We start from the raw sequence: 19,801 nt of genomic DNA, 5'->3' as shown, positions 1-19,801 counted from the left end.
CCACCGGGCCGGCACCACGCGGACGCCCACGCCACAGCCCAGCCGCCCACACAAGCAACCAGCCACAGCCCAGCCCAGCCGCCCACACAAGCAACCAGCCACAGCTCAGGTCGGCCGATCCGAGCCGAGCCGCTCGGCGAGCAGCGCGCCACAGCCCGATACGGCCGAGCCACACCGGCCGGTGAGAGCAGGCCGGTGAGAGCAGGCCGGTGAGAGCAGGCCGGTGAGAGCAGGCCGGTGAGAGCAGGCCGGTGAGAGCAGGTCAGCGACCGCGCAAGCCGACGACACCGCGCCCGCGACCACGCAGACTTACCACCGCGTCCACGACCGCAGACCAACGACACCACGTCCACGACAGCGGGCCGACGATCACGGCAGCGGACGATCACGGCGGCGGACGATCACGGCGGCGGACGACCGGCAGCGGGCCGACGACACCACGTCCACGACAACGGGCCGACGACAGCGGCCTGGCGACAGCGGCCTGGCGACAGCGCGTCCACGACAGCGCGTCCACGACAGCGCGTCCACGACAGCGGGTCGGCGACAGCGGGTCGGCGGTCACGGCGGACGGCCGACGTGCTGCCATCCCGGGCCGGAGGAAGCGTCGCGGGCCGTTACAGCCCGAGATGGGCGAGCGCGGGGAGGTGGACGCGGGCCGCGGCACGGGCGTCGGCCGGCGTCGTACGCGCCCGCGCCGCGTCGGCCGCCAGCCGGCACTGCGTGAGCGTGTGCGCGGCCAGCGCGGCGCGTACGGCAGCAAGCGCGCCGGCCCCCATCGACAACGTCGAGGCACCAAGCCCGACCAGCACGCAGGCCATGGCCGGATCGGCAGCCGACTCGCCGCAGATCCCGCACGGCTTGCCCGCCACGGACGCGGCACGCGCGGTCATGGCCACCAGGTCGAGCAGCGCGGGCTGCCACGGATCGAGCAGCGCGCTCACGGCGCCCAACTGGCGGTCGGCGGCGAAGGCGTACTGGGCAAGGTCGTTGGTGCCGATCGAGACGAAGTCCACAGACGCCAGCAGGTCCCTGGCCCGCAGCGCGGCCGCCGGGATCTCGATCATCACGCCGACACCTGCCAGCCCCCTGGCCCGGCACGACCGCGCGAACCACGCGGCCTCCTCCCCCGTGGCCACCATCGGCGCCATCACCAGGAGATCCTCGGACGCCACGGCCGCGATCGCCGCCAGCTGCGCGTCCAACACCTCGGGAAATCTCCTGAGCCTCCGCAGCCCGCGCTCCCCGAGCACCGGATTCGGCTCAACCGAGGCCGAGGCAGAGGGCGACGCTGAGGCAGAGGGCGAGGCTGAGGCTGAAGCCGAGGCGGCCGAATCCGAGGCCGCGGTAGGCAGGAACGCCAGTGGCTTGTCCGCACCCCCGTCCAGCGTCCGCACGACCACCTTCCCCCCGGGGAACGCCTCCACAGCCGCCCGGTAGGCCCGCGTCTGTTCCTCCAGAGAAGGCGGCTCGGCCCGGTCGAGGAAGAGGAACTCGGTCCGGTAGAGCCCGATCCCCTCGGCTCCCGCAGCCACGGCGGCTTCCAGCTCAGCGGGCCCGCCGACGTTCGCGAGCAGCGGAACCGGGTGCCCGTCCGCGGTCCTGCCCGGCCCCCGCGCGGACGCCATCGCCGCCTGCCTGGCCGTGGCCGCGCTGAGCGCGTCGGCGACGTCCGACTCGGCCGGTTCCACCCGTACGTCGCCGGAGGTGCCGTCGGCCATCACCCGGACGCCGTTCGGGATGCCGGTCGCGCCCCGGCAGGCCACGACGGCAGGCACGCCCATGGCCCTGGCCAGGATCGCGGTGTGGCTGGTGGGACCGCCTTCCTCGGTGACGAACGCCGCGATCTGCCCCTTGGCCAGCAACGCGGTGTCGGCGGGCGCGAGATCCCTGGCGACCAGCACGTACGGCTCCGCGGGCGCCCCCCGCAACCCCGGCATCGCCTGCCCGTACAGCAGCGCGATCACGCGGTCCCTGATGTCGTTCAGATCGGCGGCCCGTTCGCCCAGGTAACCCCCGGAGCCGGCCAGCACGTCCCGATATTTCGTGAATGCCTCAAAAACCGCCCTAGGCGCGGCCAAGCCCCGGTCGATGAGGGTACGCACCTTCACGACCAGACCAGGGTCCTCGGCCATCAGCGCCTGGGCCTTGAGTATCTCCTCGGCCTCGCCGCCCGCCTGGTTGCCGCGAGCCTCCAGCTCGCCCGCGACCTGCCGGAGCGCGGCCATCGCGCGCTCCTTCTCCTGATCCGCCTCACCGGTGTACGTGGCGCCCTTGGGGGGTTCGGGCACAGAGACGGTCAACACGTACGCGGGGCCGTGCCCGATGCCCGGGCTGACCCCCACCCCCCGGAGGTTCACGGCGTACCGGCGATCTCGGCCAGCTCGTCGAGGACCTCTTCCGAGCCCTCGCCCTCCGCGCTGATCACCACGGTCTCACCCTGCCTGACGTCCAGCGCCATGATCGCGAGGATGCTCTTGCCACTGACGGGGGCCTTCGCGCTGTTCATCTTCGCCACCGTGATGTCCATCGGGGCCTTCATCGCCCGTTGCACGAACGTCGCCGCGGGGCGGGCATGGAGCCCCACCTCCGCCGCCACGGTGACCTTGCGCTCACCCATCGACTTCTCCTTCTGTGCCGGTCCAGACCAGCTGGACGCGTGGTTGCGACTGCCGTGCATATTGTGTCGAAAAACGCGAGTCCTATTCCCATCGGAAGAGCTCGTCTCCGACGTGCACGGCACCCTCGGCGACCCCGGTCACGGCCTCCGACAGGGCGTCGAGCGCGACCACCGGGCAGACCGGCGAGCGGCCGCCCGCCTCGATCGTCGCCGGGTCCCACGCCACGACCGGCTGGCCCGCGCTCACCCTGTCGCCCTCCGCCGCCAGCAGCTGGAACCCCTTCCCTTTGAGCTGGACCGTGTCGATGCCCAGATGCACCAGCACACCCTTGCCGTCGTCCCCCACGATGACGTACGCATGCGGATGCAACTTCATGATTTTTCCCGCGATGGGGGCCACGGCCTTGCCCGGCCCCCGCAGCGGATCGATCGCCGTTCCCGGCCCCACCATGCCCGCGGAGAACACCGGATCGGGCACGGCGGCCAACCCCACAGCTGCCCCCTCAACCGGGGCGAGAACAGTCGTCATGGTCTCGCCTCAGCCGATGATGTCCTCGATGTCGCTGGCGATCGTGTCCGCCTCCGGCCCGACGACGACCTGGACCACATTCCCCGCGGCCATCACGCCATGCGCGCCGGCCGCCTTGAGCGCGGCCTGGTCGACCTTGGACGCGTCGTGGACCTCCGTACGCAAGCGGGTGATGCAGGGCTCGATGTCGATGATGTTGTCGGCGCCACCGAGCCCGGCGATGATCGCGTTCGCATCCGCCGCCATCCGGCCTCCCTAGCTCTTGTGACCAGGTTAAATCAGTCGGTCTGGGTGACCTTGTTCAAACCGCGCGGCGCGTCGGGGTCGATGCCGAGCCGGCGGGCGAGCGCCTCGGTGAGCAGCTGCCCAGGGACGATCAGCCCCATCGGCGCCACCCATTCGGGCAGGTCGGGGCCGTTGAGCGCGGCCGTGCCCGCCTTGGCGAGCGCGTCCCCGCCCCCGATCGTGTACGCCGCCGCCCCTGCGGCCACCACCCGCTCGGCCAGCGCGACCGTGCCGGACAGTGTCGGGCTGTTCTCGGCGGCGACCAGCAGCGCCGGGGTGTCGGCGTCGACCACGGCGATGGGGCCGTGCAGCAGGTCGGCGTACGACAGGCCCATGGCGTGCAGGTAGCAGGCCTCCTTGAGCTTGAGCGCGGTCTCCAGCGCCGTCGAGAACGCCAGCCCGCGCCCGGAGACGACCACGCCCGGCTTGTCCAGCAGCCCCTCGACCACCGCTTCGACCTCACCCGGCTCGGCGATCAGCTTCTCCACCGCCTCCGGCACCCGCAGCAGCTCGGCCACGTCCACGTCGGCGCCCAGCCCCAGCGCGAGCACGGCCAGCGCGGCCAGCTGCGTCGTGTACGTCTTGGTCGCGGGGACCGCCTTCTCCTCCCCCGCCTCCGTGCACAGCGCCACGTCGGAGGCCTGCGCGAGCGGGCTGTCCGGGCCTCCGTTGGTGATGCCGACCGTCGCGGCCCCGCAGTCCTTGGCCCAGGCCAGCGTCTCGACGATCTCCTCGGTCCGCCCCGACTGCGAGATCGCCACGGCCAGCACGCCGTCCAGGTCCAGCTTGCGCTTGTACGTGGTCGCGATCGACGGCGCGGCCAGGGCGGCCAGCCGGCCCGTGTGCGATTCGACCAGGTAGCGGCCGTACACTGCTGCGTTGTCGGAGGTGCCCCGCGCGATGAACAGCAGCTGGCGAGTCTGCTCGCCCACCGCTCTCACCTCGTCGATCCTGGGGAGCAGGGAGTCCAGTGTGGCCCGCAGCGCGGCCGGCTGCTCGGCGATCTCGCTGCGCATCTTCGTGGTCATCGTGGGCTCGTTCCCCTTCGGGCTTGACCGTCTTTCGCGTGATGTGGTCTAGTCCGGACTAGACCAGTACGAACCATAGCCTATTGTCCAGATAGCGACGAGACGAGAGGAGGATGCGTGGCGCACATCGATCCGGACAGCCCCGTGCCCAAATACTTCCAGCTTCGCGAGATCCTGCTGGACCTCATCGACAGCGACGAGCTGAGCATCGGCGCCGCCATCCCGTCCGAGCGCGAGCTGTGCCAGCGCTTCGGCCTGTCCCGCATGACCGTGCGGCAGGCCGTCGACCACCTCGTGTCCGAGGGCCGCCTGCACCGCGTGCCGGGCAAGGGCACGTTCGTGGCCCGGCCGAAGATCGAGCTGGCGCTGCAGCTGACGTCGTTCACCGACGACATGAGGGCCCGCGGAATGGTTCCCGGATCGCGCGACCTCGACAGGAGGATCGTGCGCGCCAGCGCCCACCTGGCCAAGGAGTTGGGGATCCAGCCGGGCGAGGAGGTGCACTTCATCGAGCGGCTCCGGATGGCCGACGGGGAGCCGCTGTCCATCGAGCGGGCGCACATCCCGGTCAAACTCGCCCCCGACCTGGCCGAGCACAACCTGTCGGACAAGTCGCTGTACGAGCTGCTGGAGAGCCGCTACGGCCTGGTCATGGACGCCGGCGAGCTCACCATCGACGGCGGCATCGCCGACCCGAGCGACGCCGATCTGCTGAAGCTGCCGCGTGGCGGTGCCGTGCTGCTGCTGCAGCGCAGGTCGTTCTCCGGCGGCGTCTGCGCGGAACTGGGCGTGTCCACCTATCGCGCCGACCGCTACCAGTTGCGCACCATTCTGGAAATGCCCGTAAGACGGGGCTGAGGGCCGTACGCTGCCGGGGTCGTCCCCGGATCCCACCCCCCGGAGGAACGCCGGTGAACGAGACCGCCGCCGCCCGGCCCTCGCCGCTCGCGCGCGTCATGACCGTGCTCCAGCGGCTGGGCCGCTCCCTGATGCTGCCCATCGCGGCCCTGCCCGCGGCCGCGCTGCTACTGCGCTTCGGGCAGCCCGACATGCTCGGCTCCAACGGCGGCGAGCCCGGCGGGCTGGCCGACGTGGCGGGCTTCGCCTGGATGAACCAGGTCGCCGAGGTGCTGGCCGCGGCCGGCGCGGCGTTGTTCGAGAACCTGCCCCTGTTGTTCGCCGTGGGCGTCGCGATCGGCTTCGCCCGCAAGGCCGACGGGAGCACCGCGCTCGCCGCCGTGGTCGGCTACCTGGTCTTCGACCGCGTCACCAAGGTCATGTTCTTCGGCTCCCAGATCCGGGACACCGTCTCGATCAAAGAGGTCCAGGACCAGGGCGTCGTAGAGATCATCAACTACGGCATGCAGAACCCCACCAAGGTGCTCGGCGGCATCGTGATAGGCCTGGTCGCCGCGCTGCTATGGCAGCGCTTCCACCGGATCAAGCTGCCGTCGTGGCTGGCGTTCTTCGGCGGGCGCCGGTTCGTGCCGATCATCACCTCCATCGTCGCGCTGGTCATCGGCGTGCTCTTCGGCTGGTTCTGGCCGGTGATCGGCGAGTGGATCCGGCACGGCGGCGAGGCGCTGGCCGCGATCGGCCCTGTCGGCACCGGCATCTACGGCCTGATCAACCGCCTGCTCATCCCGCTCGGTCTGCACCACTTCGTCAACTCGGTCGTCTGGTACGTCGTCCCGCAGTGCGACGTGGGCGGCCGCGTGCTCGGCGGCGACTGGAACTGCTACTTCGGCGGCGCGCCGCACTCCGGCCAGTTCATGGCCGGCTTCTTCCCGATCATGATTTTCGCCCTGCCCGCCGCCGCCCTGGCCATGTGGCGAGCGGCGCCCAAACACCGGCGCGCGAGCGTGGGCGGCATCATGTTGTCGGCGGCGCTGGCGTCGTTCGTCACGGGCATCACCGAGCCGATCGAGTTCGCCTTCATCTTCGTGGCGCCGCTGCTGTTCGCCGTGCACGCGGTCCTGACCGGGCTGGCCATGGCGCTGACCACGCTGATCGGCGGGCAACTGGGCTTCGGGTTCTCGGCCGGGCTGCTCGACATGTTGCTGAACGCCAGCAAGTCCAACACCGAGAACCTTCCCGGCATCCTGCTGCTCGGCCTGATCTACGGCGCGGTCTACTACGTGGTGTTCACGTTCCTGATCCGCCGCCTCGACATCATGACCCCCGGCCGGGAGCCCGAGCCCGACGTCGACTCGGGCGAGACCGGCCGGGTCGCCCCGGGCGCGACCTAGCGCGGTTTTCTCCCCGGGCGCCCGTGGTAGGAACCCACCATTCCCCTGCGAACGGATCACCGAGCGGGGGTGAGTGCGGCGATGGGCGGCGGCTCGGCCCAGTCATCAGCCTGGTCATCGATCTTCGGGATGCTGCAGCGCATCGGGCGCTCGCTCATGTTGCCCATCGCCGTCCTGCCCGCCGCCGGCCTGCTCTTCCGCTTCGGCCAGGACGACCTCCTCGGCGCGAACGGCCTCGGCGGCGTGCTGCCGTGGCTGCTTCCCGTGGCGAAGGTGCTGGCGGCGGCCGGCGGCGCCCTCTTCGAGAATCTGCCGCTGCTGTTCGCGGTGGGTGTGGCGATCGGCTTCGCCCGAAAGTCCGACGGCACCACTGCGCTCGCCGCCGTCGTCGGCTACCTCGTCTTCGACCGCGTCACCAAGACCCTGTTCTTCGACGCGGGCGGAGGCGCCGTGTACGACAAGGTCCTCCTCGTACTCCGGGACGGCACCCGTACGCTCAACGTCGGCGCGCAGAACCCGACGGGCGTCCTCGGCGGCATCGTCATCGGCATCACGGCCGCCCTGCTGTGGCAGCGCTTCTACCGGCTCAAACTGCCGGCATGGCTGGCCTTCTTCGGGGGACGCCGCTCGGTCCCCATCGTCACCGCCGTCGCCGCCCTGCTCCTGGGCGTGGCCTTCGGCCTGCTGTGGCGTCCGGTCGGCGACTGGCTGACCGCGGCCGGTGACTGGCTCTCGGCCCACGGCACCGCCGGCACCGGCATCTACGGCGTCGCCAACCGCCTGCTCATCCCCGTGGGCCTGCACCACTTCCTCAACACCATCGTCTGGTTCACGCTCCCGGAGTGCCACGCGGGCGTGAACGGCGCGATCCGCGACGCGGCCGGGGACCTGAACTGCTATTTCGCCGGTGAACAAGGCGCGGGGAGCTTCATGACCGGTTTCTTCCCCGTCATGATGTTCGGCCTGCTGGGCGCGGCCATCGCCATGTGGCGGGCCGCCCCGCCCGACCGCCGCCGTCCGGTCGGGGGGATCATGCTGTCGGCCGGTCTGACGGCCTTCGTCACCGGCATCACCGAGCCGCTGGAGTTCGCCTTCATCTTCGTGGCGCCGGTGCTCTTCGCCGTGCACGCCGTCCTGACGGGCCTGTCGATGGCGCTGATGGCCGAGCTGGGCGTCCGCCTGGGTTTCACGTTCTCGGGCGGCGCCATCGACCTGCTGCTGAACGCCAGCAAGTCGAACACGCACGGCCTGGGGTTGCTCATCGCCTTTGGGATCGCCTATTTCTTCATCTACTACGTGATCTTCTCCGTGCTCATCCGTGCCCTGAACCTGCCCACACCCGGCCGCGAGGTTACGGGCGAGTCATAGCGTCCGGCGGCCCCGGCCCATAACAACGGCGAAGGGACCCAACTCGCCTATCACTTTCCTCGCCGGAACGTGCAAAAGGGATTGGAAGCCATGGAAGCTGGCGGCCTCCGTATATCCCGGCCGAGCCGAAAACTCTTATAGGCGATTGTTTCCCGCCCAGGAATTTGGAGGACGCGTGTCGGCAGCACCGCAGAACCCGCAGGTCGATGGAGCCCTGGCACTGGACAGCCAGCCCTTGATATGGGGACCGCCGGGCGCCACACCGGATGAGCGCAAACTGCGCCACTTCGGGCAGGCCCTGGCCGAGGTGCTCGCGGGCCGGCGGGCCCCGGAGACCCTCGCCGACCGGCTCACCTCCCGGGCCTACCGCGAGCTACTCAAGGCGGGACGAATGATCCGGACGAGCCGCCCGCCGTTCGCCGGGAGCATGCACGTGAAGGAACCCCGGGACGGGGCGGTCGAGATGTGCGTGCTCGTCCACTGCGGCGAGCGTAACCACGTCCTCGCCGTACGACTGGAACGCCGCGGCATCCACTGGCTGTGCACCGATTTCGAGACCGCGTAGCACAACGAAGACCCCCGCCTTCTTGGCTGGTGAAGGCGGGGGTCCTGGCGAATGACCCAGGTGATCAGGCCGCGTGCTTCGGGTCGCCGTGGCAGCGCTTGTACTTCTTGCCGGACCCGCACGGGCACGGCGCGTTGCGCTCCACGTTGCCGTACGCGGCCCGCTCCGCCTGAGTGGTGCGCACCTTGGTGTGCTCGACCCCGCCCTGCTCACCGGGCGCGGTGTATTCGAGCTCGGCCGGCCGCTCAGGCCCGCGCAGCCCGCGCGCGATGATCGAACGGGTCTCCGCGATGACCGCGTCCTCTTCCTCCACGATCGGGTTTTCCTGCACCTCGACCTCGAGGTTGAACAGGAAGCCCACGGAGTCCTCCTTGATGCCCTCGAGCATCGCGGTGAACATCTCGTAGCCCTCACGCTGGTATTCGATCTGCGGGTCCTTCTGCGCGTAGGCCCGCATCCCGATGCCCTCGCGCAGGTAGTCCATCTCGTAGAGGTGCTCGCGCCACTTACGGTCGAGGACGGACAGAATGACCCGGCGCTCGATGTCGCGCATGGCCTCCGCGCCGAACTCCGCCTCGCGTCGGGCGTACGCCTCCAGCGCGTCGTTCTTGATCTTCTCGCTGATGAACTCGGCGCTGAGCTCCTCGCGGCCGCCGGCTTCCTCGACGAGGTCGTCGATCCGCGCCGAGACCGGGTAGAGCTCGCCGAAGGCCTTCCACAGCTTGTCGAGGTCCCACTCCTCGGCGAAGCCCTCGGCCGTGGCGCCCTGGACGTAACCGTCGATCACGTTGCCGATGAAGCCCTGCACCTGCTCGTGCAGGTCGGCGCCCTCGAGCACGCGGTGGCGCTCGGCGTAGATGACCTTGCGCTGGCGGTTCATCACCTCGTCGTACTTCAGAACTTCCTTGCGGATCTCGAAGTTCTGCTGCTCGACCTGGTGCTGGGCGGAGGCGATGGCCTTGGAGACGATGCCGGACTCGATCGGCTGGTCGTCGGGGATGTTGAGCCTGGTCATGATCATCTCGACCCTGGCCGAGTTGAACAGGCGCATGAGGTCGTCGCCGAGCGACAGGTAGAACCGCGACTCGCCGGGGTCACCCTGTCGGCCGGAGCGGCCGCGGAGCTGGTTGTCGATGCGGCGCGACTCGTGCCGCTCGGTGCCGAGGACGTAGAGGCCGCCGAGTGCGGTGACCTCGTCGTGCTCGGCCTTGACCGCCGCCCTGGCCTTCTCCAGCGCCTCGGGATAGGCCTTCTCGTATTCTTCCGGCGTCTCGATCGGGTCGAGCCCGCGCTGGCGCAGCTCGAGGTCGGCGCGGAACTCGGAGTTGCCGCCGAGCATGATGTCGGTGCCTCGACCGGCCATGTTGGTGGCGACGGTGACGGCACCCTTGCGGCCCGCCTCGGCGATGATCGCGGCCTCGCGTGCGTGGTTCTTCGCGTTGAGCACCTCGTGCGGCACACCGCGGCGCTTAAGCGCCTTGGACAACCGCTCGGACTTCTCCACCGAGGTGGTGCCGACGAGGACCGGCTGCCCGGCCTCGTAGCGCTCCTTGATGTCCTCAACCACCGCGTTGAACTTGGCGTCCTCGGTCTTGTAGACCACGTCGGCCTGGTCCTTGCGGATCATCGGCCGGTTGGTGGGGATCGGGACGACGCCCAGTTTGTACGTCTGGTGGAACTCGTTGGCCTCGGTGACGGCGGTGCCCGTCATGCCGGACAACTTCTCGTAGAGGCGGAAGTAGTTCTGCAGCGTGACCGTGGCGAGAGTTTGGTTCTCGTCCTTGATCTTCACGCTCTCCTTGGCCTCGATGGCCTGGTGCATGCCCTCGTTGTAGCGGCGGCCGTGCAGGATGCGGCCGGTGAACTCGTCGACGATCAGGACCTCGCCGTCGGCGACGATGTAGTCCTTGTCCTTCTTGAACAGCTCCTTGGCCTTGAGCGCGTTGTTCAGGAAGCCGACGAGGTGGGTGTGCTCCGGCTTGTAGAGGTTATCGATGCCGAGCCAGTCCTCGACCTTCTCGACGCCGGACTCCAGGATGCCGACCGTGCGCTTCTTCTCGTCGACGATGTAGTCGCCGGTGCTCTCCTCGCCCGGGTTCTTCGCCTCGACGCCCCTGCGCAGGCGGGGCACGATCTTGGCGAACTCCTGGTACCACTTCCCGGACTGCTCGCCGGGGCCGGAGATGATCAGCGGCGTGCGGGCCTCGTCGATCAGGATGGAGTCGACCTCGTCCACGATTGCGAAGTGGTGGCCGCGCTGCACGCACTCCTCGAGCGACCACGCCATGTTGTCGCGCAGGTAGTCGAAGCCGAACTCGTTGTTGGTGCCGTAGGTGATGTCCGCCTGGTACTGCTTACGGCGCTCGTCGGGCTGCTGACCCGCAAGGATCATGCCGACTTCGAGGCCGAGGAACCGGTAGATCCGGCCCATGTTCTCGGCGCCGACCTTGACCAGGTAGTCGTTGACGGTGATGACATGCACACCGTTGCCCGCCAGCGCGTTAAGGTAGGCGGGCAGCGTGCAGGTGAGGGTCTTGCCCTCACCGGTCTTCATCTCGGAGATGTTGCCCATGTGCAGGTTCGCGCCACCCATGATCTGCACGTCGAAGGGCCGCTGGCCGAGCACGCGGCGGGACGCCTCGCGCACGGTCGCGAACGCCTCGGGAAGCAGATCATCGAGCGTTTCGCCATCCGCGTAGCGTTGCTTGAATTCGTCCGTCATCGCGCGCAACTCCGCGTCGGACAGGCTCGTGAAGTCGTCCTCTATGGAGTTGACCTGGTCTGCGATCCGCTTGAGCTTGCGCAGGATCTTGCCTTCGCCGGCACGTAGGATCTTGTCGAGAATGGCTGCCACTTTATGTAAAGCTCCTCGCAGGTCTACCCCGGCGGCGCCGCCAGGAGGAGAGGCCGAGACAAACTTCCCCGCCTGCCATCGTAGGCGGTTCAGCAACCAGACACAGCCACCGTGCCGACAAGGGCGCGGTACGCGTCTGGGAGAATGGGGGCAAGGCAGAGGGTATGCCGGTTGAGCGCCGGCCCGCATCAATAGCGGCAAAACCGGCAAAGGAAGGATTGGTCATGGTTGAGGGGAAGAAGTCGGAGCATTCGGAGAATCTGGGCAGCCACGGCGGGCGTGCGTCATCGTGGCTGGCGGTGACCATCATGCTGGTCGGATTCACCGCCGCCGGCTTCGGGCTGGTCGCCACCAGTTGGACGCTCATCTGGGTCGGCGCCGGTCTCTTCGTCGTTGGCGGCATCCTCGCTCTCGTCTTCGACATCTTCACCGATGTCGTGATCGACGCGCCTCGCGTGGGCATGCGCGCCGAAGATCATCGTTGAACCGCGCTTCATAGGCGGGCCCCCGAACCCCATCGGTTGCCCGCCTTTTTGCGTTCCCGCCGAGCAGGGCCGGCACGCCGCGGGATGCCGGAGCCGGCTCGGTCACCCACCGGCCGCGCTCGCCCTCGGCGTTTTGTCGGTGCCCGGCGCTAGGTTTCAGCGTATGCATCGCCCTACACGAACGCTGACATGACCGGCCCGACGGACCTGACGGCCGACGAAGCTCGCCGGATCATCCTGCGCTCGCAAGGCCTGATCGGCGCCGGGCCGCGCCAAGGCGGGGTGCACGCCATGCTGCGCAGGCTGGGCGCCGTGCAGCTCGACACGATCTCGGTCCTGGCCCGCTCCCACGAGCTGGTCGCCTACGCGCGCCTGGGCGCGGTGGGCCGGGCCAAGGTCGAGCGCGCCTACTGGCACAACCCCGCCCAGAGCTTCGAATACTGGTGCCACGCGGCCTGCATCCTGCCCATCGAGCACTGGCCGCTCTACGCGTTCCGCCGCCGCGCCTACCGCGACCGGAAATACCGCTGGCACGAGGTCCCCGACAACGTCGAGAAGCTCCTGGAGCAGGTGCGCGAGTCGGGCCCGCTGATGACCTCCGACGTGGGCGGCGCCAAGAACGGCGGCCCCTGGTGGGACTGGTCGGACTCCAAGATCGGCCTGGAGTGGCTGCTGGACATCGGCGAGCTGGTCTGCAGCCGCCGCGTCGGCTGGCGCCGCGTCTACGACCTGGCCGAGCGCGTGGTCCCCGCCGACCTCCTCGCCGAGGACCTGACGGACGAGGAGTGCGTCGTCCGCCTGGCCGCCATCGCCGGCCGCTCGCTCGGCGTGGCCAGCAGGACCGACCTGATCGACTTCCTGCGGCTCAAGGGCCGCTACGCGGCGATACTCGACGACGTGCTGCTCAGCGGCGCGGCCGGACTGACGCCGGTGACCGTCGCGGGCTGGCCGGGCAAGAAGGGCCAGGCCAACGCGTGGGCGGATGCCGCGGCCCTGGAGTCCGAGCCGCGTGGCCGCCACCGCACGACGCTGGTGTCGCCGTTCGACTCGCTCATCTGGCACCGCGGCCGCACCGAGCGCGTCTTCGGCTTCACCTACACGCTGGAGCTCTACGTCCCCAAGCACAAGAGGGTCCACGGCTACTTCACGATGCCGGTGCTGGCCGGCGGCCGGCTGATCGGCCGCGTCGACCCGGCCCGCGAGGGCTCCACCCTGGTGGCCAGGCAGGTCAGCCTGGAGCCTGGCCTGTCCCCGGCCAAGTGGGCCGGCGCGTTAGCCGATGCCCTGTGGTCGGCCGCCGAGTGGGTGGGCTGCGACGCGATCCGCGTCGAACGCGCCGACCCGCCAGAGCTCGTGCCGATCCTCAACACGGCCGGCCCGTAACCCGCTGGACGATCCAGCGGGCCACGACCTCGCTACGTGATCTCCAGCATGCGCTCCCGCACCGCGTAGACCACGGCCTCCATCCTCGAGTGCAGTTGCAGCTTGTCGAGAATGTTGCGTACGTGGTTCTTCACGGTGTTCTCGGAGATGAACAGCTGCTTGGCGATCTCGCGGTTGTTCATGCCCTTGGCCACCAGTCGCAGGACCTCCATCTCCCGGTCCGTCAGACGGGGCACGGGCAGCTGGGGCGGGCGCTCGGACTCCTTGCGGCTCATGTTTTGAAACTCGCTGATGAGCTTGGCCGCCATCGCCGGGTTGATTAACGACTGGCCCTCGTGCACGCCGCGCACCGCGGCGGGGACGTCGTTGATCTGGACGTCCTTGAGCAGATAGCCGGTGGCACCTGCCTTGATGGCCTCGAAGAGGTCTTCTTCCTCGTCGCTCACCGTCAGCATGATGATGCGGGTGCTCGGGACGGAGGCCTTGATGCCCTTCGCCGCCTCGATGCCGTCCTGCCGTGGCATGCGCACGTCCATGAGCGCGACGTCAGGCATGAGGCGATCGGCGAGTTCGACCGCCTCCTGCCCGTCGCTCGCCTCACCGACCACCTCGATGTCGGGTTCAGCGGCCAGCGCCAGTGCCAGGCTTCGCCTGATCAGCTCGTGATCGTCGACGATCAGCACGCGGATCGGCTCGCTCGCTGACGTGCGAGCCTCGCCTGACTCAGTCACGAGGCCTCCCTGATCCGCCTCGCGCCTGCACTTCGCTCGCTCATCCGAACCTGACTGAGCTCGCTCACGTCTCCTCCTCGTCGGGGGGCCAGAGCCGTTGAACCGCCATGATGGCATGTAACCAGCGGTTCTTGGGTGGTCGAGAAGATCTTTTAGCGCGCGATCAGGGCTCTACGAGCCGCAACACGCCGTAGTTGTACCCGCGTCGGTTGTAGACGACGCTCGGCTGGCCGCTCTCCTTGTCGCGGAACAGGTAGAAGTCGTGCCCGACCAGCTCCATCTCGAGCAGAGCCTGGTCGATGGTCATGGGCTCCGCTTTGTGGAACTTCTCCCGGACGACGAGTGGCCCCTCGCCGTCCATCTCGATCGGGACGATGTCGTCGTAGAGCTGGTCGCTGCGCTCCTGCAGCTCGTCCTCGCTCGGCTCCGCCTGCTCGGGGACGAGGGCCTCCTTCCGCGGTGCCAGGCCTGCGGCCTCGGGGAGCGTCGCGGTGATCTCCGCCACAGAGGGCGGGCAGTGGCTGCCGTGATGGACCTTGCGCCGGTCGGCCAGCCGCCTGAGGCGGCCTTCCAGCTTGTCGAGGGCGACGTCGAGGGCTGTGAATCGGTCGTCGGCCGAGGCCTCGGCGCGGATGGCCGGTCCTCGGGAGTGAATGGTGAGCTCTACGCGCTCGCGCTGACTGGCAAGGCGCGGGTTGCGTTCTTTCGACACCTCCACATCAACTCGGATGAGTTTGTTGTCCAGACGTTCGATCCTGGCCAGCTTGGTCGTCACGTGGTCACGGAACCGGTCACTCACTCCGGTGTGCCGGCCCTTGACGATGATGTCCATGCAACAGCCCCCCTTTCGGTCTAACGACTGAGCAAGAGCGCCCGACGACGTGCTTGCCGGGCGGGGTCTTCTGTCTGCCTTTCTGTCACCGTTACCCTCTTCCGACTCACGGTCTCCGGGAACTCGGGTGGCACCCGTCCGGCCGACCTGGTCTTCGACCCCACATCCGCCTGCTGAGGATTTCGCAGCTCTGTTGCCACTACTGCCCTTCTCTTCTGGCGAGAGGTATCTGACCCCTCGGGAAGGCAGGACTTATCCCTAAGCCGCACCGTGATCGGTCGACAAAGAGTCGCCTTACGTGGACCGTTTTGCCTGCGGCTGGCATCGGCTAGCAGAGCCGGGAGCCCCGACCCTGCGCAACCACGGACCCGAACGGGTGCCATGTCAGAACGCTATCCGCATCCAGGGCGAATGTCAGCCGGAGGATCGGCCAAAGGATCACTTTCCGTGATTTTCGGATGGTCCGCGAGGCCTGTTTGATACCCCATTTAACCGATCAGCAACCCTTACCAGGACGGGCTTCCCTTCCGCCTAGCTGCCCCACCACGTACCCGGAGGAAGTGACATGTGACCTTCCGGTGAGACTGTTGATTTGGATCTTTCTTTACTCACCGTGACCGTAATGCTTTTCAAGATCTTCGGCGTGTCGCCGCGACAGTCACGGCCATGGGCACGCTCACCCCGGCCGCTCGCAGCGCCCTGGCGGCCTCGACGACGGTGGCGCCGGTCGTGACGATGTCGTCCACGAGCAGCACAGAGGCCACTGGAGGCCCTTTCGCGGCGAGCGCGACTCTGAGGGACCCGGCGAGGTTGGCGGCCCTCTCCGGCGAGCTCAGGCCCGCCTGGTCCACCACCCGTCGTGCCTGGCTCAGCGCCGCCCACGACACCGCGGGGATGCCGAACATCCGCAGCCTGCGCACCGCCAGCTCTGCCAACCGGCCCACCGGGTCATGCCCTCTGGCGCCGATGCTCGCCCGCCCGCTGGGCACCGGCACGACGGCGAACCCCCGTGCCGCCCACGGCGCGCCGGTGCGGCCGATCGCCGTGAGGGCGGTGAAGGCCAGCGCCTCCGCCAGCACGCCGGCCAGCGCCACCGCGCCCCGCTCCTTGTACGCCACGATCGCCTTGCGCACCGCCCCCTCGTAGGGGCTCGCCGACCAGCAGTCCGGCGTGCCGGGCAGCCGCGGCCTGGGCAGGCGCCGGGCCGGCCGGGCGGTCAGCTCGGCCAGGCAGCGGCCGCAACAACGCGCCCCCTTCGCACCGCAGCCGGCGCAGGTCTGCGGCAGGACGAGATCGAGCACGACGCTCAGCACGCGGCCCAGCATGCCGCCCGCCACCGACAATTCCCGCCCGTCCCGCGACCACATGACCGCCGGGCAGGGACGCCGGCCCGGGCTCTGGCCTCAGCCCAGGGGGAACAGCGGGGTCTCGACGTCAGAGTCGATCTTGGAGGTCCAGCTCTGGTCCTCGTTGAGCTCCAGGAGCTTGGCCCCCGGCCCCTTCTTCTCCGGCTCGGACTCCGCCAGGACGCGCTCGTTCAGCGCCGCCAGGGCCTGGAGCGGATCCTTCAGCGGAATCTCGGCGACCGCCCCGTCACCAACGTCGATCTCGTTCAGTATCTGCCCCGCCTTGGTCTGGACCAGCACGAGCAGATGCTCGTCATCTCGCCACGCGGCATCCCGGATCTCGTCCCCCGCCTCGGTCGTGGTCAGAGACCGGAGGTTACTCAGCTCGAGCCCTCCCATGACCGTCAGCGCGCCGAGCCAGACGGTGTTCTTGCCGGTCGTCACCACGACCCGCACTCCATCCCTGGCGACGCGCAGGTTGGTGACGTCCAGCTTCTCCACCCCGGGCGCGGACACCGTTTCCGGCCCACGCTTGGCTGCCGGGTCGTACCGCAGCACGGCCCTGTTCTTGCGGTCGAAGGTCCACAACGACCCGTCCCGGTGCCACGACGGCGGGGTCAGGTCGGTGCCCTGGATGACCTCCTGCCACTGCCCTCCCTGCGCGAGGGGTGCCACCGAGATGCCGGTGGAGGTCCTGGCCGCGACGTAGGCGCCCTTCTTGGATATGGCGAAGTCGGAGTAGCCCTGGCGCCGCTCGCCGGCCGGTCCCGCCACGGCGCCGCCCGGCCCGTCCTTCGTCAGGTAGTGGACGGCGCCGTTGCTGACGTAGTAGGCGCTGTTGCCGCTGTTGTCCAGCCAGCGCTGGTCGTCGGTATTGGGGTGGTGGCTCGTGTACGGCTCCCCGTCCACCAGCACCGAAATGCTGCGGCCCTTGGCGACGTCGTTGTTGTTGAGGCTGTACCTGATCTGCGCCATGAGGGCGTCCTCGCCACTCAGGTCCAAAAGGTCCAGCGGGCCCGAAAGGTTGATCACCACGCTCTCGTCCTCGGCCGATCTGACCGACTCGACCTTGGTGCCGGGCGGAAAGGCCGTGGTCGCCGCGCCCACCAGGGCCCCGCTCGGCTGCTTCAGCAGGCGCTCGAGTATGACCTTCGCGTACGTCTCCGCCGGCTTCAGCCGCAGGCGCACGTTGTCCACGACGAGCCTGTCCTGCGTGCTGCCGTTGAGGTAATAAAGCTTGGTCGGCCGGTACGCGCGTTCCACGTCCGACCTGGTGAGGATGAGCCCATCGGGCAGGCCGCTGACCCGGTAGCCGCCTTCCTTGACCTTGACCAGGTCGAAGGGCCTCCCCCAGTTCCCGGACTGCGGCACGTAGGTGCCGTCCTCTTCGATGCGAGCTACCTGCTTGGCCTTGAGCGTGACCCGCTGCGCGGACGCGGCGCCGTCCTGCTCGGGCAGGTCGACCTGCAGACGGTCGTCGAGCACCGTCACCGCCCCCGAAGGGGTCCAGCCTTTCAGTGCGTCGGCGGTCAGGTATTGGGGCAGGACCGTCGGGTCGTCGGCGTAGGCGGCCATGGCGGCCTGCAGGCCGCTGATCGTCTGCTCGATACCCCAGCCGGGCTGCGGCGAGGTGGCGATCAGGCGCTGGAACGGCTTGGTCAGCGGATCGGCGCCGGCGGCGTCGTTCATGGTGTACGGGCCACTCACCGGGATCACGGTGCAGCCCGACCCGGCGCAGACCACGGCGGCCGCGAGCACGACGACCACCCAGAGCCGCCTAATCCTCGTCATGGACAGCCCCCGAAGCAGGCAGCAGCACGGGCGTCATCGCCCCGCGCCACGTGCGCCGCATCTCGATCTCCGGCGGAACCAGCGACAGCGGCGAGCCCTTCAGCTCGGCCCCGGCCGTCCTGGGCAGCGTCAGCCTGAACTGCGAGCCCTCGCCCGGCTGCCCCCAGGCCTGCAGCCAGCCGCCGTGCAGCGTGGCGTCCTCGCGGGAGATCGCCAGCCCCAGGCCGGTGCCGCCGATGGTCCGTGCCCGCGACGGGTCGGCCCGCCAGAACCGGTCGAACACCATCGTGTCCTCGCCGGCCTTCAGTCCGATCCCGTGGTCGCGTACGGCGACGGCCACGGCGTCCCGGTCGGCACCCACGGTCACCACGATCTCCCTGCCCTCGCCGTGCTCGATGGCGTTGAACAGCAGGTTGCGCAGGATCCGCTCGACCCGGCGGTTGTCGATCTCCGCCATGCAGGGCTCGGCGGGCAGTCGCAGGTCGAAGCGGGTGCCGTGCCGCTCGGCCAGTGCCTCGGAGTCCTCGATCGCGCGCAGCACCACCTGGCGCACGTCCACGGAGTCGAGGTCCAGCGTGGCGGCGCCGGCATCGTAGCGGCTGATCTCCAGCAGGTCGGCCAGCATCGACTCGAACCGCTCCAGCTGCGCCTGCATGAGCTCGGCCGAGCGGGCGGCCATCGGGTCGAAGTCCTCCCGGGCGTCATACAGCAGGTCGGCGGCCATGCGCACGGTCGTCAGCGGGGTGCGCAGCTCGTGCGAGACGTCCGAGACGAACTGCCGCTGGACCTGCGACAGCTCCTCAAGCTGGTGGATCTTGAGCGCCAGGTTCGCGGCCATCTCGTTGAACGAGTTCGCCAGCCGGGCGAGGTCGTCCTCACCGCGCACTTTGAGCCGCTCGTCGAGCTTGCCGGAGGCCAGCCGCTCGGCGGCCTGCCTGGCGAGCCGTACCGGGGTGACGACCTGGCGGGCGACCAGGTAGGCGATGGCGGCCAGCAGCAGCACGAGCCCGAGGCCCACCACGACGAGGGCCAGCCGGACGCTGGACAGCAGCTCCTCTTCCTCATCGAGCGGGAAGAAGTGGTAGACCTCGTAGTTGTCGCCGGTGTAGGAGTGCACGACGCCACCGACCACGAACGTCAACCGGGGCTGGCTCTGACCGCTGAACATGATCCGGTCGATGGAGTGGACGGTCTTGCCGTACTCCAGCTTGTCCACGTTGCGCCGCACGCCGGCGCTGACGTTGTGCGGCACGTTGGCGGGCACGACGGTGCCCGAGGCGCGGGACTGGCCCGGGCTGGCCTCGTTGAGTATCAGCACGTCGTAGCGCTTCTTGGAGCCGTCGTCGCCGGAGCCGGTGACGGTGTCCATGACGTCGTCGAGCGGGTTGGCCGACATCTTGCCGCCGTCGGCGGCCTTGGCCGCCTGGTCGTCCACCTCGGGGGCCAGCGCGTCGGCGATCTGCAGGCGGTCGGCCATCGCCTCGCTGGCAGAGGACCGGGTCCTGCTGTCGACGACGGACTTGTTGATCTGGGTGGACAGGAACACCCCCAGCACGACCATCACGACCATGGAGATCACCAGCGTGCTGGTGACCACCTGGAGCTGGAGCGAGCGCCGCCAGACGCGGCGGGCCCGGCCGGCCGCACGGCGCACCCGCCGGCGGACTCCGCCGAGAATCTGGCGGAGTGTCCGTCGGCGGGACCTCTTCTGCTTCGTCGGGGGCATGTCAGGGGG

At 69.2% G+C, this 19,801-nt stretch carries 17 protein-coding genes; 6 read left to right on the top strand and 11 right to left on the bottom strand.

Annotated elements, in window-relative coordinates; all coding sequences use genetic code 11:
* Positions 1 to 617 precede the first annotated feature (617 nt).
* The 5 genes from ACTWQA_RS09655 to ACTWQA_RS09635 form a co-directional block, all read right to left on the bottom strand.
* Positions 618 to 2,345, bottom strand: a complete 1,728-nt coding sequence (locus ACTWQA_RS09655; RefSeq protein WP_443158915.1) for a putative PEP-binding protein — start codon at positions 2,343 to 2,345, stop codon at positions 618 to 620.
* A gap of 11 nt (positions 2,346 to 2,356) precedes the next feature.
* The gene (locus ACTWQA_RS09650; RefSeq protein WP_305919280.1) at positions 2,357 to 2,620 is read right to left on the bottom strand and encodes an HPr family phosphocarrier protein; all 264 of its coding nucleotides are present in this window, start codon (positions 2,618 to 2,620) and stop codon (positions 2,357 to 2,359) included.
* 82 nt (positions 2,621 to 2,702) lie between these two features.
* Positions 2,703 to 3,149 carry a PTS sugar transporter subunit IIA gene (locus ACTWQA_RS09645; protein WP_327585389.1) on the bottom strand — a complete coding sequence of 149 codons (447 nt, stop codon included), beginning with the start codon at positions 3,147 to 3,149 and terminating at the stop codon, positions 2,703 to 2,705.
* Positions 3,150 to 3,158: 9 nt separating this feature from the next.
* On the bottom strand, positions 3,159 to 3,395 hold the full coding sequence (locus tag ACTWQA_RS09640) for a PTS glucose/sucrose transporter subunit IIB (RefSeq protein ID WP_305919282.1): 237 nt from the start codon (positions 3,393 to 3,395) through the stop codon (positions 3,159 to 3,161).
* Positions 3,396 to 3,427: 32 nt separating this feature from the next.
* Positions 3,428 to 4,462: an SIS domain-containing protein gene (locus tag ACTWQA_RS09635; protein ID WP_443158914.1), complete on the bottom strand. Its 1,035-nt coding sequence runs from the start codon at positions 4,460 to 4,462 to the stop codon at positions 3,428 to 3,430.
* A gap of 117 nt (positions 4,463 to 4,579) precedes the next feature.
* Between ACTWQA_RS09635 and ACTWQA_RS09630 the strand changes: the two genes are divergently transcribed.
* From ACTWQA_RS09630 to ACTWQA_RS09615, 4 genes are all read left to right on the top strand, one after another.
* Complete coding sequence (locus tag ACTWQA_RS09630; RefSeq protein ID WP_305919284.1) at positions 4,580 to 5,320, top strand: GntR family transcriptional regulator; 741 nt, start codon at positions 4,580 to 4,582, stop codon at positions 5,318 to 5,320.
* Between the two features lie 53 nt (positions 5,321 to 5,373).
* Entirely contained in the window at positions 5,374 to 6,711 is a 1,338-nt protein-coding gene (locus ACTWQA_RS09625; RefSeq protein ID WP_443158913.1) for a PTS transporter subunit EIIC, read from the top strand.
* 69 nt (positions 6,712 to 6,780) lie between these two features.
* The gene (locus ACTWQA_RS09620; protein ID WP_443158912.1) at positions 6,781 to 8,079 is read left to right on the top strand and encodes a PTS transporter subunit EIIC; all 1,299 of its coding nucleotides are present in this window, start codon (positions 6,781 to 6,783) and stop codon (positions 8,077 to 8,079) included.
* A 175-nt stretch (positions 8,080 to 8,254) separates the two neighbouring features.
* On the top strand, positions 8,255 to 8,644 hold the full coding sequence (locus tag ACTWQA_RS09615; protein ID WP_443158911.1) for an Rv3235 family protein: 390 nt from the start codon (positions 8,255 to 8,257) through the stop codon (positions 8,642 to 8,644).
* A 64-nt stretch (positions 8,645 to 8,708) separates the two neighbouring features.
* On the opposite strand, the gene secA is transcribed toward ACTWQA_RS09615, so the two are convergent.
* Positions 8,709 to 11,498 carry a preprotein translocase subunit SecA gene (gene secA / locus ACTWQA_RS09610; protein WP_443158910.1) on the bottom strand — a complete coding sequence of 930 codons (2,790 nt, stop codon included), beginning with the start codon at positions 11,496 to 11,498 and terminating at the stop codon, positions 8,709 to 8,711.
* Between the two features lie 164 nt (positions 11,499 to 11,662).
* On the opposite strand from secA, the gene ACTWQA_RS09605 reads away from it, so the two are divergent.
* Positions 11,663 to 11,983 (top strand): HGxxPAAW family protein, encoded by a 321-nt coding sequence (locus tag ACTWQA_RS09605; protein ID WP_443158909.1) that lies wholly within the window; start codon positions 11,663 to 11,665, stop codon positions 11,981 to 11,983.
* 189 nt (positions 11,984 to 12,172) lie between these two features.
* Positions 12,173 to 13,366, top strand: coding sequence for a winged helix-turn-helix domain-containing protein (locus tag ACTWQA_RS09600; RefSeq protein WP_443158908.1), 1,194 nt, complete (start codon positions 12,173 to 12,175; stop codon positions 13,364 to 13,366).
* Positions 13,367 to 13,398: 32 nt separating this feature from the next.
* On the opposite strand, the gene ACTWQA_RS09595 is transcribed toward ACTWQA_RS09600, so the two are convergent.
* From ACTWQA_RS09595 to mtrB, 5 genes are all read right to left on the bottom strand, one after another.
* A complete protein-coding gene (locus tag ACTWQA_RS09595) occupies positions 13,399 to 14,097 on the bottom strand; it encodes a response regulator (protein WP_127939903.1) in 699 nt (232 codons plus the stop codon).
* 163 nt (positions 14,098 to 14,260) lie between these two features.
* A complete protein-coding gene (gene hpf / locus ACTWQA_RS09590; protein ID WP_305919290.1) occupies positions 14,261 to 14,929 on the bottom strand; it encodes a ribosome hibernation-promoting factor, HPF/YfiA family in 669 nt (222 codons plus the stop codon).
* A gap of 629 nt (positions 14,930 to 15,558) precedes the next feature.
* A complete protein-coding gene (locus tag ACTWQA_RS09585) occupies positions 15,559 to 16,296 on the bottom strand; it encodes a ComF family protein (protein ID WP_443158907.1) in 738 nt (245 codons plus the stop codon).
* Between the two features lie 36 nt (positions 16,297 to 16,332).
* Positions 16,333 to 18,066, bottom strand: a complete 1,734-nt coding sequence (locus ACTWQA_RS09580) for an LpqB family beta-propeller domain-containing protein (protein WP_443158906.1) — start codon at positions 18,064 to 18,066, stop codon at positions 16,333 to 16,335.
* Positions 18,053 to 19,792, bottom strand: coding sequence for an MtrAB system histidine kinase MtrB (mtrB, locus tag ACTWQA_RS09575; protein WP_443158905.1), 1,740 nt, complete (start codon positions 19,790 to 19,792; stop codon positions 18,053 to 18,055). Before mtrB ends, ACTWQA_RS09580 begins: the two co-directional genes overlap by 14 nt.
* Positions 19,793 to 19,801 lie beyond the last annotated feature (9 nt).

The organism is Nonomuraea sp. 10N515B (assembly GCF_052245915.1).
GTDB lineage: Bacteria > Actinomycetota > Actinomycetes > Streptosporangiales > Streptosporangiaceae > Nonomuraea.
This window is presented reverse-complemented; position numbering and strand designations above follow the sequence as displayed.

Excerpts from the sequence above, each read along its gene's own strand:
- ACTWQA_RS09650 (WP_305919280.1), bottom strand. The coding sequence starts at position 2,620 with ATGGGTGAGCGCAAGGTCACCGTGGCGGCGGAGGTGGGGCTCCATGCC.
- ACTWQA_RS09645 (WP_327585389.1), bottom strand. The coding sequence starts at position 3,149 with ATGACGACTGTTCTCGCCCCGGTTGAGGGGGCAGCTGTGGGGTTGGCC.
- ACTWQA_RS09640 (WP_305919282.1), bottom strand. The coding sequence starts at position 3,395 with ATGGCGGCGGATGCGAACGCGATCATCGCCGGGCTCGGTGGCGCCGAC.
- ACTWQA_RS09635 (WP_443158914.1), bottom strand. The coding sequence starts at position 4,462 with ATGACCACGAAGATGCGCAGCGAGATCGCCGAGCAGCCGGCCGCGCTG.
- ACTWQA_RS09605 (WP_443158909.1), top strand. The coding sequence starts at position 11,663 with ATGCCGGTTGAGCGCCGGCCCGCATCAATAGCGGCAAAACCGGCAAAG.
- ACTWQA_RS09600 (WP_443158908.1), top strand. The coding sequence starts at position 12,173 with ATGACCGGCCCGACGGACCTGACGGCCGACGAAGCTCGCCGGATCATC.
- hpf (WP_305919290.1), bottom strand. The coding sequence starts at position 14,929 with ATGGACATCATCGTCAAGGGCCGGCACACCGGAGTGAGTGACCGGTTC.
- ACTWQA_RS09585 (WP_443158907.1), bottom strand. The coding sequence starts at position 16,296 with ATGTGGTCGCGGGACGGGCGGGAATTGTCGGTGGCGGGCGGCATGCTG.
- ACTWQA_RS09580 (WP_443158906.1), bottom strand. The coding sequence starts at position 18,066 with ATGACGAGGATTAGGCGGCTCTGGGTGGTCGTCGTGCTCGCGGCCGCC.
- mtrB (WP_443158905.1), bottom strand. The coding sequence starts at position 19,792 with ATGCCCCCGACGAAGCAGAAGAGGTCCCGCCGACGGACACTCCGCCAG.